Annotated in this window: 14 protein-coding genes; 6 read left to right on the plus strand and 8 right to left on the minus strand. The window is 70.7% G+C overall.

Features of this window, described 5'->3' with window-relative positions; translation table 11 throughout:
• Positions 1–45 precede the first annotated feature (45 nt).
• Complete coding sequence (locus tag AC069T_RS11865) at positions 46–891, minus strand: D-alanyl-D-alanine carboxypeptidase family protein (RefSeq protein WP_478782580.1); 846 nt, start codon at positions 889–891, stop codon at positions 46–48.
• A gap of 240 nt (positions 892–1,131) precedes the next feature.
• Between AC069T_RS11865 and AC069T_RS11870 the strand changes: the two genes are divergently transcribed.
• Both AC069T_RS11870 and AC069T_RS11875 read left to right on the plus strand, forming a co-directional pair.
• Entirely contained in the window at positions 1,132–1,830 is a 699-nt protein-coding gene (locus tag AC069T_RS11870) for a GntR family transcriptional regulator (protein ID WP_478782581.1), read from the plus strand.
• Complete coding sequence (locus AC069T_RS11875; protein ID WP_478782582.1) at positions 1,827–3,122, plus strand: MFS transporter; 1,296 nt, start codon at positions 1,827–1,829, stop codon at positions 3,120–3,122. The genes AC069T_RS11870 and AC069T_RS11875 overlap by 4 nt, the downstream gene beginning before the upstream one ends.
• A gap of 28 nt (positions 3,123–3,150) precedes the next feature.
• On the opposite strand, the gene AC069T_RS11880 is transcribed toward AC069T_RS11875, so the two are convergent.
• Positions 3,151–3,975, minus strand: coding sequence for a maleylpyruvate isomerase family mycothiol-dependent enzyme (locus tag AC069T_RS11880; protein ID WP_478782583.1), 825 nt, complete (start codon positions 3,973–3,975; stop codon positions 3,151–3,153).
• 144 nt (positions 3,976–4,119) lie between these two features.
• On the opposite strand from AC069T_RS11880, the gene AC069T_RS11885 reads away from it, so the two are divergent.
• A complete protein-coding gene (locus tag AC069T_RS11885; RefSeq protein ID WP_478782584.1) occupies positions 4,120–4,914 on the plus strand; it encodes a carbon-nitrogen family hydrolase in 795 nt (264 codons plus the stop codon).
• Between the two features lie 13 nt (positions 4,915–4,927).
• Here the strand turns inward: AC069T_RS11885 and AC069T_RS11890 are convergent, their stop codons facing one another.
• Together AC069T_RS11890 and AC069T_RS11895 are read right to left on the minus strand one after the other, a co-directional pair.
• The gene (locus AC069T_RS11890; protein ID WP_478782585.1) at positions 4,928–5,422 is read right to left on the minus strand and encodes an LURP-one-related/scramblase family protein; all 495 of its coding nucleotides are present in this window, start codon (positions 5,420–5,422) and stop codon (positions 4,928–4,930) included.
• A complete protein-coding gene (locus AC069T_RS11895; protein WP_478782586.1) occupies positions 5,382–6,452 on the minus strand; it encodes a helix-turn-helix domain-containing protein in 1,071 nt (356 codons plus the stop codon). The genes AC069T_RS11890 and AC069T_RS11895 overlap by 41 nt, the downstream gene beginning before the upstream one ends.
• A gap of 52 nt (positions 6,453–6,504) precedes the next feature.
• Between AC069T_RS11895 and AC069T_RS11900 the strand changes: the two genes are divergently transcribed.
• The gene (locus AC069T_RS11900; protein WP_478782587.1) at positions 6,505–6,951 is read left to right on the plus strand and encodes a cupin domain-containing protein; all 447 of its coding nucleotides are present in this window, start codon (positions 6,505–6,507) and stop codon (positions 6,949–6,951) included.
• Between the two features lie 186 nt (positions 6,952–7,137).
• Here the strand turns inward: AC069T_RS11900 and AC069T_RS11905 are convergent, their stop codons facing one another.
• The 4 genes from AC069T_RS11905 to AC069T_RS11920 form a co-directional block, all read right to left on the minus strand.
• Complete coding sequence (locus tag AC069T_RS11905; RefSeq protein ID WP_478782588.1) at positions 7,138–7,440, minus strand: hypothetical protein; 303 nt, start codon at positions 7,438–7,440, stop codon at positions 7,138–7,140.
• Positions 7,441–7,736: 296 nt separating this feature from the next.
• Positions 7,737–7,979 (minus strand): hypothetical protein, encoded by a 243-nt coding sequence (locus AC069T_RS11910; protein ID WP_358850860.1) that lies wholly within the window; start codon positions 7,977–7,979, stop codon positions 7,737–7,739.
• A gap of 78 nt (positions 7,980–8,057) precedes the next feature.
• Positions 8,058–9,350: a M18 family aminopeptidase gene (locus AC069T_RS11915; protein WP_478782589.1), complete on the minus strand. Its 1,293-nt coding sequence runs from the start codon at positions 9,348–9,350 to the stop codon at positions 8,058–8,060.
• A 240-nt stretch (positions 9,351–9,590) separates the two neighbouring features.
• The gene (locus AC069T_RS11920; RefSeq protein WP_478782590.1) at positions 9,591–11,417 is read right to left on the minus strand and encodes an acyl-CoA dehydrogenase; all 1,827 of its coding nucleotides are present in this window, start codon (positions 11,415–11,417) and stop codon (positions 9,591–9,593) included.
• A gap of 143 nt (positions 11,418–11,560) precedes the next feature.
• On the opposite strand from AC069T_RS11920, the gene AC069T_RS11925 reads away from it, so the two are divergent.
• Both AC069T_RS11925 and AC069T_RS11930 read left to right on the plus strand, forming a co-directional pair.
• Entirely contained in the window at positions 11,561–12,025 is a 465-nt protein-coding gene (locus AC069T_RS11925; protein ID WP_121405079.1) for an SseB family protein, read from the plus strand.
• 145 nt (positions 12,026–12,170) lie between these two features.
• Positions 12,171–13,142: a pirin family protein gene (locus tag AC069T_RS11930; RefSeq protein ID WP_478782591.1), complete on the plus strand. Its 972-nt coding sequence runs from the start codon at positions 12,171–12,173 to the stop codon at positions 13,140–13,142.
• The last annotated feature ends 108 nt before the right edge of the window (positions 13,143–13,250 follow it).

A 13,250-nucleotide genomic window follows, 5' to 3' on the forward strand; every position in this document is an offset into this window, starting at 1 on the left:
CGGCCGGCCCCTTCGTTGCCCGGGGGCGATTCCCCGGAGCGATGCCTACCTGGCGAAGCCGTAGGTCATCAGCTTCTTCGCGTCCGCCGTGCGGTTGGCGACCGACGTGGAGGCGAGGACCGTGCCGATGACCGTCTTGCCGTTGCGCGTGGCGGCGAAGACGAGGCAGTACTTCGCCTCCGGGCCCGAGCCCGTCTTCACGCCGATGGTGCCGCTGTACTCGCTGAGCAGGTTGTTCGTGTTCGACCAGTTCATGTACCGGTAGCCACCGGTCTTGGTGGTCACCTTCTGCTGGGTCGACTTCGTCTTGACGACCGTACGGAACGTCGAACTCTTCATCGCGCTGCTCGCGAGCTTCGTGAGGTCGCGCGGCGTCGAGTAGTTGGCGCCGTTGCCGATGCCGTCGAACGAGTCGAAGTGCGTGTTCGTCATGCCCAGGCTGCGCGCCGTGGTGTTCATCTTGCCGATGAAGGACTTCACGCGGGCGGAACGGGTCGTGCCGCTGCCGAACTTGTCGGCGAGCGCGTACGCGGCGTCGCAGCCGGAGGGCAGCATCAGCCCGTACAGGAGCTGGCGGACGGTGACCTTGTCCCCGACGATCAGACGGGCCGAGGAGGCGTTGTTGGCGACGATGTAGTCGCTGTAGGCCTTCTGGACCGTGACCTTGGAGTCCAGGTTCAGGTTCGACTGCGACAGCACGACCTTGGCCGTCATGATCTTGGTGGTGGAACCGGTGGACCGCTTGGTGTCCGCCGCCTTGGTGAACAGGCTCGTACCGGTGCCGTTGTTCATCACGTAGCCGCCCTGGGCCACGATGGTGGGCTTGGTGACGGCCTGTGCGGGTGCCGCGCCGAGGGCTCCGGCCGCGACCACGGCGCCGGTCGTCATCATCGCGGCGACAGCGCGGCGAACGCGTACGCCCTGAATGCCGTTTATCAAGTTGAATACCCCGAATACGTTAAATGCCCCTGGAGCGCGGTCACATGGGAGTACCGCTCCTCCTCTGACACCTGATTAGCACGGATGGTTGCACACCCCGCCGGGCGGGGTCACCTTTCCCCGCATCCGGCCCGGCGTCCGCGATCCGGGCGGGGCGCGACGATGCGTACGCGTTGTATCTATGCTGTGCGCATGCCTGTCGCACCTGTGTCCGACGTGCCCGCCGGGACGACCGCGTCCCGCGTGCCCGCAGTGAAACCGCCCCCGGCCGCCGACCGCGTCTACGCGCACGTCAAGCAGGGCGTCCTGGAGCGCCGCTACGAGGGTGGGACGCTTCTGACCGAGGGCGAACTCGCCGACGCCGTCGGCGTCTCCCGCACGCCCGTGCGAGAAGCGCTCCTCCGCCTGGAGGTGGAAGGACTGATCAGGCTCTACCCGAAGAAGGGCGCTCTCGTCCTGCCCGTCTCCGCGCAGGAGATCGCGGACGTCGTGGAGACCCGGCAGCTCGTCGAGGAGCACGCCGCCCGCAAGGCCGTACCGGCCCCGCCCCGGCTCATCGCCCGTCTGGAGGAGCTGCTCGCCCAGCAGAAGGCACAGGCCGCCGCCGGAGACCTGGCGGCCGCCGCCGTCACCGACCGCTGCTTCCACGCCGAGATCGTCCGCAGCGGCGGCAACGAGATCCTCGCCCGGCTCTACGACCAACTCCGCGACCGGCAGCTGCGGATGGGCGTCGCCGTGATGCACGCCCACCCCGACCGGATCACCAAGACGCTCACCGAGCACGAGGAGATCCTCCAGGCGCTGCGCTCCGGTGACGCGGAGGCGGCGGTCGCACTCGTGCACCGGCACGTCAGCTGGTTCTCCAACCTGGCCCGGGGCGAGGTCCGGTGAGCGCCGTGTCGCTGCCGGGGGACCCGCCCGGAGGGCGCCGCGCCGTCGCCGTCTGGGGCATCGGCGTCTCGGTCTACTTCGTCGCGGTCATCTTCCGCACCTCGCTGGGCGTGGCCGGCCTGGACGCGGCGGACCGCTTCCACGTCAACGCCTCCGCCCTGTCCGGCTTCTCCATCCTCCAGCTCCTCGTGTACGCGGGGCTGCAGATACCCGTCGGTCTCCTGGTCGACCGGCTCGGCACCAAGAAGGTGCTGACCATCGGCGTCCTGCTGTTCACGGCCGGGCAGCTGGGCTTCGCGTTCTCCCCGTCGTACGGCATGGCCCTCGCCTCGCGCGCGCTGCTGGGCTGCGGCGACGCGATGACCTTCATCAGCGTGCTGCGGCTCGGCACCCGCTGGTTCCCCGCCCGCCGCGGGCCGCTCGTCGCCCAGCTGGCGGGCCTCGTCGGCATGGCCGGCAACCTCGTCTCGACGCTCGTCATCGCCCGGCTGCTGCACGGGGTCGGCTGGACGGCGGCGTTCGCGGGCAGCGCGCTCGCCGGGGTCGTCGTCCTCGTCCTGCTGCTCGTCTTCCTGAAGGACCACCCCGAGGGACACGAGCCCGAACCCTTCCCGCACCAGGGAATGGGCTACGTGCGGCGCCAGATCGCGCGGTCCTGGCAGGAACCGGGGACCCGGCTCGGGCTCTGGGTGCACTTCACCACGCAGTTCCCCGCCATGGTCTTCCTGCTGCTGTGGGGCATGCCGTTCCTCGTCGAGGCACAGGGACTCTCCCGGGCCTCGGCCGGTGAACTGCTCACGCTGGTCGTCCTGGCCAACATGGCCGTGGGCCTCGTCTACGGCCAGATCGTCGCCCGGCACCACGCGGCGCGGCTGCCCCTGGCGCTCGGCACGGTGGCTGCGACGGCGCTGCTCTGGGCGGCGACGCTGGTCTACCCCGGCGAACACGCCCCCCTGTGGCTGCTCGTCGTGCTCTGCGCGGTGCTCGGGGCCTGCGGGCCCGCGTCGATGATCGGTTTCGACTTCGCGCGGCCCGCGAATCCGCCCGAGCGGCAGGGGACGGCGTCCGGCATCACCAACATGGGCGGCTTCGTCGCCTCCATGACCACGCTGCTGGCGATCGGCGTCCTGCTGGACGCGACGGGCGACAACTACCGCATCGCGTTCTCCGCGGTGTTCGTGCTCCAGGCGCTCGGCCTCAGCCAGATCTTCCGGCTGCGCAAGCAGGCGGCCCGCCGGGAGCGGGAGCGGCTGGTGGCCAGCCGGGTGGAGACGGTGCACGTCCCCGCGTAGGCCCGGGTACGCCTGGCCGTGCCGGTGGCTACGGCGTGACCGCGAAGTTCCGCAGGATCGCCGCGGTCAGTTCCGGGTCGCCCTCCGCCTTGACGCGGTCCGCGACGGCGTCGGCCCGCACCCGCCCGCAGGCCAGCCGGACATACGTCTCCCAGTCCATCGACAGGGTGGCGGCCGGGCCGAGCGAGGGGGTGCCGTCTATCGAGCCGCGCCCGTCCGCGTCGACCCGCACCGTGCGCAGGAACTCGACGGGCCCGTGCACATCGAGGACCACCGCCGAATTGGCGGGCGCGCCCGCGTCCTTGGCGACCACCTTCGGGAGGGCGCCGAGGAGTACGTCACGGGTGACGTACGCGCCCGGTGAGTCGAGATTGCCCGGCTGCCGCAGGGCGGCCCGCAGGTCCTGCTCGTGCACCCACACGTCGAACGCCCGGTTGCGCATGGCCTCTTCGAGCGTCGGCTCCGTGCCCAGCGGGCCGCGCACCCTGGTGTCCGGAGTCCGCGACTCGTTCCGCAACTGGCGGTTGCGGCGGATGATCGTGTACTCCAGCTCGGAGGTCATCTCGGGCGCCGTGTGGTGGCGCCGCACGTCGACCTGCATCTCCATGTACCGCTGGTGCTCGTTCGTCACGTGGTACAGGTCGCGGGGCAGGGTGTGGATCGGCCGCGGGTCGCCCAGCATCTCGCAGTCGAGACCGATGACGTGCGACACGAGGTCCCGCACCGACCAGCCCGGGCACGGCGTCCGCCGGTTCCACTCGCCCTCCACAAGTGTCAACACCAGCTCCGATATCGCGTCGCCGGAATGGGTCCAGGCGTCGGCGTAGGACTGAAGACTGGGATGCAGACTCACGGAACGGGACCCCTCGGGCGGTCGGTACGCGGGCAGTGGGTGTCTTGGAACGCTAAGTTACGCTGCTGTGTGGCACCCCGGCAGTGCTTTCGTGTGACGATCGTAGGCCCGTGAAGACGGCTCGAATGCCAGGACGGTGGTAGTGTGCGCGCCTCCCTCATCCAGATCCGCGTAGACGAGGACGAACCGGTCGATTCGCGCAGGCAGCGCGCTGCCTCGCTCGTACGCGACCAGGCCGGAGTGGATCTCGTCGTCCTCCCCGAGCTGTGGACCACGGGTGCCTTCGCCTACCAGGCGTTCGGCACCGAGGCGGAGCCCCTGGAGGGGCCCACCCACGAGGCGATGGCGAAGGCGGCGAGCGACGCGGGCGTGTGGCTGCACGCCGGCTCGATCCCCGAACGGGCCGCGGACGGCACCCTGTACAACACCTCCCTCGTCTTCGCTCCGGACGGCGGGCGCGCCGCCGCCTACCGCAAGATCCACCGCTTCGGCTTCGACCAGGGCGAGGCCGTACTCATGGGCGCCGGGACGGAACTGGTCACCGTACGGCTGCCGGAGACCACCCTCGGACTCGCCACCTGCTACGACCTCCGCTTCCCCGAGCTCTTCCGCGGGCTCGTCGACGCGGGCGCGGACACCCTCGTCCTCGCGGCCGGCTGGCCCGAGCGGCGCCGCTCCCACTGGACCCTGCTCGCCCGGGCCCGGGCCGTCGAGAACCAGGCGTACGTGCTTGCCTGCGGAACGGGCGGCACGCATGCGGGAGTTCCCCAGGCCGGTCACTCGATCGTGGTCGACCCCTGGGGCGAGGTGCTCGCGGAGGCCGGCGACGGCGAGGAGATCCTCACCGTGGACTTCGACCCCGCGAAGACGGCCGTCACCCGGGAACAGTTCCCGGCGCTGAAGGACCGGGTGCTGGGGCTGCGGGCACCCCGCCGCTGACCCGGGCTGCCCGTCAGTCCTCCTCGCCCTCCTTGTCCGCCAGGTGGATGACGCACACCGCCACGGCGATCAGGAGGGCCGCGTCCGCGTCGTCACGGACGACGTCGACGCCGTAGGTCTCGCGGACGTGGAGCCAGCGGCGGGAGATCTGGGCCAGGAGTTCGTTGTCGTAGTCGATGGCGAACTCGCGGTCCAGGATCCTGCCGCTGACGTCGAGTTCGGTGCCGTCCACCAGGGACACGCGGTAGTGGTTGCGCAGCAGCGACAGGCGCTTGCGCTTGATGGTGGCCAGGGGGTCGCCGTCCCGCTCGATCACCATCGTGTCGCGCAGGGCGAACATCTTCTGGTGGATGTCGATGAGGACCCGCCCCTGGGCGTCCTTCAGCTCGAAGGTGTCCCGCACCCGCATCGCCTTGCCGTCGACGAGGAACGTCTTGTTGCCGTGCTGGTCCTCGATCCAGTAGTCGTCACCGAGGCCGAGCAGTCGTTCGCGTACCAGGTATCTCATGCATCAGGGCTTCCCCGGCGGCCCCTCCGAAACGCCGCCGGTAGGCCGACGGGCTGAGTCCCGTCTCGCGCCGCAGCCGCTCCCGCAGGTTGGCGGCGGTCCCCAGACCGCTGCGCCGGGCCACCACGTCGAGCCGTTCCTCGCCCCGCTCGATGAGCCGGCAGGCGAGCGCGACCCGCTCGCCGGTCAGCCACGCCAGCGGGGTCGTGCCGAGCTGGGCGCGGAAGCGCCGGTGCAGGGTGGCCGGGCTGACGGCCGCCCGTGCCGCCAGGCCGGCGACCGTCAGGGGCTCGCCGACGCGCTGCCGGGCCCACGCCAGCAGGGGCGCCAGGGACTCGTCCGGCACGTCGGGCAGCGGCCGTTCCACGAACTGGCGCTGCCCCCCGTCGCGGTGCGCGGCGAACACCAGCCGCCGGGAAACGGCGTTGGCGATCTCGGCGCCGTGGTCCCGCCGGACGACGTACAGCCCGAGATCGAGCGCGGCGGCACTGCCGGCCGCGGTCAGCACGTCACCCTCGTCGACGAACAGGACGTCCGGCTCCAGGAGCACCCCCGGGTGGAGCGCGCGGAAGGAGTCGGCCCACCGCCAGTGTGTGGTCGCCCGGCGGCCGTCCAGCAGCCCCGCCTCGGCGAGCGCGAACGTGCCGGTGCAGAAGCTCATGACGCGGGCCCCGCGTGCGTGGGTGCGCCGGATCGCCTCGCGCACGGCGGCGCCGCGCGGCACTACGTTGTCGGGGCGGCCGGGGACGATCAGGGTGTCCGCGTTGTTGACGGCGTCGAGACCGGGTACGTCGGACAGCGTGAAGAAGCCGTGGTTCATCCGGATCACGGGCTCGGGACCGCACAGCGTCAGCTCGTACAGGGGCCCCGGAAGGCCGAGTTCGGGGCGCGGCAGCCCGAACAGCTCGGTGGCGACCCCGACTTCGAAGGGGTTCGTGTTCTCGTCGACGATGACGGCGACCCGGTGGGGGCGCGGCGCCGGGGCGGTGCCCGGCACCGGCGGTCCCGCTTGCGAGGATCCTTGCGGCATACGCGATTTCTAGCACTCGCGGGCCTGCCGTACCAGGCCCGAGCATGGGGCCATGAGCAGCGAACGCAACGAGCGCAAAGAACGCAACGAACGCAGCGGTGCCCGTGCGGGGGCCGCGCCCGTCTCCCTCGCCGAGGCCCTCGGCTCCTTCGACGACGTCTGGAGCCCCCGGATCGTCACCGCCGTCAACGACTACGACGTGCGCGTGGCCAAGGTCGAGGGCGAGCACCTCTGGCACGTGCACGATCACACGGACGAGTTCTTCCTGGTCCTGGACGGCGAGCTGAGCATCGGCCTGCGGGAGCCCGGGGGTGAGCGGACCGTCGTCCTGCCCAAGGGGTCCGTCTTCACCGTCCCGCGCGGCATCGAGCACAAGCCCGTCGCGCCGACGGGTGCCTCGCTCCTCCTCTTCGAGCCGAGCGGCACCCTGAGCGTCGGCGACCGCCACGACGAGATCCCGGACCACGTGGACGTGACGACGGGGCACGCACTGGGCTGAGGGCCCGCTCCGCTGTCTCTGCGGAGCGGCCTGTCGGGGCGACGGCCTGTCGGGGCGACGGCCTGTCCGGGCGACGGCCCGTCCCGGTGGCGGTCCTCTCCGGAGCGGGGGCGGACGCACGAGCCCCCCGCCGTCCGGAGGCGGCGAGGGGCGTGACGCGAACCGCGTGCGGTCGGCGGCTACGGGTTACCGGTAGCCGTCCGCCCACATCTCGTCGTCGTCCTCGGCGGCGCGCTGGTCGCCCCGGGCGCGCTCACGGTCGCCGGAGCCGGGCATCCCGGCGTCCGAACCGCGCCGCTCCCGGCGGTCCCTGTCCTCCGTGCCCTCCATGCCCTCCGGGTCGCGCGGGACCCGGCGGTCACGCCGTCCCTCGGGGTCCCGCGGGTTCTCGCGGTCGCGCCTGCGTTCCTGCACGCCCTCGGGGGCGCCTATCCCTTCGCGCTCACGCATACCGGGCTCGCGCATGGATTCACCGGACTCTCGTGCCATGGAACTGCTCCCTTGCAGTGACCCCCCTGCCTGAATCCGAGCATGCCTCCGTCACGACACGTGCGCATCCGGGGGACTTTCGGACACGCAGCGTGACCGTAGGGGGTCCTGCACATGGCTGCGGGGAGGACGGTGGTCCGTCCTCCCCGCGTACTGCCCCCACACCCGGCACTCCTCGTGCCATGACCGCCTTCGGAGTGCTCGGTGTGCGGTGTGTGGCCCGTACGGCCGTCCCCGGGGGAAGGGACGCCCGCCGGGCCGTCTCAGGTGGCGGCTCGCGCCGGATCGGGGCCCTCTCAGGCGCCGTAGCCGTCGCTGTAGCCGCCGTGGCGCCGGTCTTCCTCGACCACCGGAGCGGCGGGCGGCACGACCATGCGCCGGCGCTTGGCGATGCTGCTGAACGCCGCCACGCCGATCAGACCGGCGATCATGAAGATGATGCCGACCAGATCGAGGTTGACCCCTTTCATGTCCCAGTCGGTCGCGAATGTGAGGATCGCACCAACGGCGATCAGAATGATGCACCCGCCCAGGCCCATGGGGTGTCGCCTCCTGTAGCCGATTCGGCTTGTCTTCGGGTCACCTCCGGATACCCGGGACCGTCGCGGACATGCCGACTACCCTTCCAGGAACGCCGCGAGGGAGTTGGCCAGCAGGAACGGGTCCTCCGCACCGCAGAGTTCACGCGCACTGTGCATGGAGAGGATGGCCACGCCGACGTCGACGGTCGTGATGCCGTGCCGGGCCGCGGTGATGGGCCCGATGGTGGTGCCGCAGGGCATGGCGTTGTTGGACACGAAGGACTGGAAGGGAACGCCGGCCTTCTCGCAGGCCGCCGCGAAGATGGCCCGGCCACAACCGTCGGTCGCGTAGCGGTTGTTGACGTTCACCTTGAGGATGGGGCCGCCGTTCGCGCGGGGGTGGTGCGTCGGGTCGTGCCGCTCCGCGTAGTTGGGGTGGACGGCGTGCCCGGTGTCGGAGGACAGACAGACCGTGCCGGCGAAGGCGCGCGCCCGGTCCTCGTACGTACCGCCGCGGGCGAACACCGAGCGCTCCAGGACGCCGCCGAGCAGCGGGCCGTCCGCGCCGGTGTCCGACTGGGAGCCGTTCTCCTCGTGGTCGAAGGCGGCGAGGACGGGGATGTGGGACGGTTCGCCGGCGGTCGACACCGCGGCGAGGGCGGCGGTGCCGGCGTGCACCGACAGCAGGTTGTCCATGCGCGGGCCCGCGAGGAGTTCTCCGTCGCGGCCCAGGTACGCGGGGGGTTCGACGGAGTGGGTCATCAGGTCCCAGCCGGTGATCTCGCCTGCGGCCAGGCCCGTCTCCTGCTCGACGAAGGCGATCAGGTCGCCCTCGCGGGGCGTGCCCAGACCCCAGATCGGCTGGAGGTGGCGCTGCTTGTCCAGCTTCAGGCCCTCGGAGGACACCGAGCGGTCCAGGTGGATGGCGAGCTGCGGGACGCGGAGCAGCGGGCGGTCGAGGTTCACCAGCCGGGTCGTACCGTCGCGCAGCGAGACGCGCCCGGCGAGGCCGAGGTCGCGGTCCAGCCAGGAGTTGAGGAGGGGGCCGCCGTAGATCTCGACGGCGACCTGGCGCCAGCCGTGGGCGCCGCTGTCGGGCAGTGGCTTGACCCGCAGGTTGGGGGAGTCGGTGTGGGCGCCCACGATCCGGAACGGGGTGTGCGGCGCGGCACCCTCGGGGACGTACCAGGCGATGATCGCGCCGCCGCGCAGCACGAACCTGCCGCCGGAGGTCCCGTCCCACGCGTCGGTCTCGGCGACCTGACGGAATCCGGCCTTCTCCAGCCGCTCCGCGGCGTTCGCCACGGCGTGGTACGGCGTCGGGGTCGCCGCCAGGAAGGTCATCAGGTCGTCGGTGTGGCCGCGGTCGAAGCGGGAGGGTGTGCGCATGGGGTTCACCTTAACGACGCACGAGGGCCCGCTCCCGGGAGTGGGAGCGGGCCCTCGTGAGGGGGATGTGAAGGGCGGACACCTGACCGGAGGGTCGGAATCCGGTCACGGTCCGCCTGTTTCCGGACGACCGGGCGACCGCCCGGATGCCGTACGCCCTGGCCTGCCTGGATGCGCCGGAGGTACCCCCGGCGGGTCGGACGGCGGTGGCCGGGGTGGTCCCCCGGCCGGTCCGCGGGCCTAGAAGGCGGCCTCGTCCAGCTCCATCAGGTCCAGGTCGACGCCCTCGGCGAGCTTGCGCGCGCCGGTGACGCCGGGCAGGACGTTGGCGGCGAAGAACTTCGCCGCGGCGATCTTGCCGGTGTAGAAGGGCTTGTCCTTGGCGGAGGCGGTCTCGAGCTTCTCGGCGGCCACGGCGGCGCCGCGCAGGAGCAGGTAGCCGACGACGACGTCACCGGAGGCCATCAGCAGGCGGGTGGTGTTGAGACCGACCTTGTAGATGTTCTTGACGTCCTGCTCGGTGGCCGCGAGGTCGGTGAGCATCAGGCCGACGATGGCCTCCAGCTCGACGGCCGCCTTGGCGAGCTGCTCGCGGGCGGCGGACAGCTCCTCGCCGCCGGTGCCGAGCGCCAGGAACTTCTTGATGTCCTCGGCGAGGGAGTTCAGCGCGGCGCCCTGGTTGCGGACGATCTTCCGGAAGAAGAAGTCCTGGCCCTGGATCGCGGTGGTGCCCTCGTACAGGGTGTCGATCTTGGCGTCGCGGATGTACTGCTCGATCGGGTACTCCTGCAGGAAGCCGGAGCCGCCGAAGGTCTGCAGGGACTGGGCGAGCTGCTCGTAGCCCTTCTCGGAGCCGTAGCCCTTGACGATCGGCAGGAGCAGGTCGTTGAGGGCCTCCAGGGCGGCGTAGTCCTCGCCGGCGGCCTCCTTGACCTGGATCTCGTCCTGGATCGCGGCGGTGTGCAGCACGAGGGCGCGCATGCCCTCCGCGTACGCCTTCTGCGTCATGAGCGAGCGGCGCACGTCCGGGTGGTGCGTGACGGTGACCTTGGGCGCGGTCTTGTCCATGAAGTTCGCCAGGTCGGGGCCCTGGACGCGCTCCTTGGCGTACTCAAGCGCGTTCAGGTAGCCCGTGGAGAGCGTGGAGATGGCCTTCGTGCCGACCATCATGCGGGCGAACTCGATGATGCGGAACATCTGGCGGATGCCGTCGTGCTTGTCGCCGATCAGCCAGCCCTTGGCGGGGTGGCGGTCGCCGAACGTCATCTCGCAGGTGTTGGACGCCTTGAGGCCCATCTTGTGCTCGACGTTCGTGGCGTACACGCCGTTGCGCTCGCCCAGCTCGCCGGTCTGGAAGTCGAACTCGTACTTCGGCACGAGGAAGAGGGACAGGCCCTTGGTGCCGGGGCCCGCGCCCTCGGGACGCGCGAGGACGTAGTGGAGGATGTTCTCCGACATGTCGTGCTCACCGGACGTGATGAAGCGCTTCACGCCCTCGATGTGCCAGGAGCCGTCCTCCTGCTGGACCGCCTTGGTGCGGCCGGCGCCGACGTCCGAGCCGGCGTCCGGCTCGGTGAGCACCATGGTGGAGCCCCACTGCTTGTCGACGGCGATCTTCGCGATGTGCTTCTGGACCTCGTTGCCCTCTTCGAAGAGGATGCCCGCGAAGGCGGGGCCGGAGGAGTACATCCAGACCGCCGGGTTCGCGCCGAGCACCAGCTCCGCGTAGGCCCAGATCAGGGAACGGGGCGCGGTGGTGCCGCCGATCTCCTCGGGCAGCCCGAGACGCCAGTACTCGGAGTCCATGAAGGCCTTGTAGGACTTCTTGAAGCTCGCGGGGACGGGCGCCGTGTTGGTCTCGGGGTCGAAGACCGGCGGGTTGCGGTCGGCGTCGGCGAAGGACTCCGCCAGTTCGTTCTCCGAGAGGCGGGTCAGCTCGTCGAGGATGCTCTTGGCGGTGTCGGTGTCCATCTCCTCGAACGGGCCGGTGCCGTACAGCTTGTCGCGCCCGAGCACCTCGAAGAGGTTGAACTCGATGTCGCGGAGATTCGACTTGTAGTGCCCCATGGCGACGGCTCCGTAAGGGATAGGGGAGGCCGGAGAACTAGCAGCCTCGTTACACATACCAGCAAGTACCTACGATGATGCTACCCGTCGGTAATAAGACGCAACCCCGGGTGGGTCATCTGTGACTCAGTAGTCTTTGCGGCATGTACGGCTACGACCAGAACGCGAGCGCTCAGCAGCAGTACGCCCCGCCGCAGCAGCAGATGCCCGGCGGCTACGGCCAGCAGCCGCCGCTGTACCCCGAGCCGTCCCCGCCCTCCCTCGCGGACGCGGTCCGCGCCTTCACCACGGGGTCGATGGCCGCCGAGGACTTCCAGCAGATCTTCGCCACCTCGAAGGTTTACTGCCCGCGCGGCGACAACCCCGGCTTCCTCGCGCTGCACAACACCCAGCAGCCCGTGATTCCGATGTTCACCTCGCTCAAGGAGCTGCGCCGGTACGCGGGCAAGGAGTCCAAGTACTTCGTGATCACCGGCGCCGAGGTGATCGACCTGCTGCCGACGGGCTACGGCTTCGTCCTCGACATGGAGGGCGAGCACCGCATGGTCTTCGACGCGAAGGCCGTGGAGCAGATGGTCGACTTCGCGATGCGCCGGATGTACGGCTGACGCCTGCTCGCCGGCGGCCCTGGTGCGCCGCTGACGTGCCCCACTCATGACCGACGCCCGGAGGGAATGCCCTCCGGGCGTCCGTCGTTGCGGGTGGCAGAAAGTTCAATAATCAACTAATCTCGAAGCCAAGGAGGTACCCGACATGCCTGCAGTGACCGTCGAGAACCCGCTGACCCTTCCCCGTGTGGTCGCGCCCGCCGACGCCGTGGCCCGTCCCGTACTCACGGTGACGACCGCGCCCAGTGGCTTCGAGGGCGAGGGCTTCCCGGTGCGCCGGGCGTTCGCCGGGATCAACTACCGGCACCTCGACCCGTTCATCATGATGGACCAGATGGGTGAGGTGGAGTACGCGCCGGGAGAGCCCAAGGGCACCCCCTGGCACCCCCACCGCGGCTTCGAGACCGTCACGTACATCATCGACGGGATCTTCGACCACCAGGACTCCAACGGTGGCGGCGGCACCATCACCAATGGCGACACCCAGTGGATGACGGCCGGCGCGGGCCTGCTGCACATCGAGGCGCCGCCGGAGTCGCTCGTCATGTCCGGCGGTCTCTTCCACGGGCTCCAGCTGTGGGTGAACCTGCCGGCCAGGGACAAGATGATGGCCCCCCGCTACCAGGACATCCGCGGCGGTCAGGTCCAGCTCCTGACCACCCCCGACGGCGGCGCGCTGCTGCGGGTCATCGCCGGTGAGCTGGACGGCCACGAGGGCCCCGGCATCACGCACACGCCGATCACCATGATCCACGCGACCGTGGCGCCCGGTGCCGAGCTGACGCTCCCGTGGCGCGAGGACTTCAACGGCCTCGCGTACGTGCTCGCCGGGCGCGGCAGCGTCGGCGCGGAGCGCCGTCCCGTCCGCAGCGGCCAGACCGCCGTCTTCGGCGCCGGTTCCGCGCTGACCGTCCGCGCGGACGAGCGGCAGGACGCGAACACGCCGGACCTGGAGGTCGTGATCCTCGGCGGCCGGCCGATACGTGAGCCGATGGCCCACTACGGCCCCTTCGTGATGAACACCCGCGACGAGCTCCAGCAGGCGTTCGAGGACTTCCAGAAGGGCCGCCTGGGCACGATCCCGGCGGTGCACGGGATGTCCGAGGGCGGTCTGTAGAACCCGCCGGCACCTTGCGTGGCCGGGCCTCGCCTGATCCGGCGGGACCGCCCCACCCGGACGAGCTTCGGCCCCGCCAGGGCGGAGCCCTCTGCACGGACGAGCCCC

Source organism: Streptomyces sp. NPDC043867 (genome assembly GCF_056435845.1).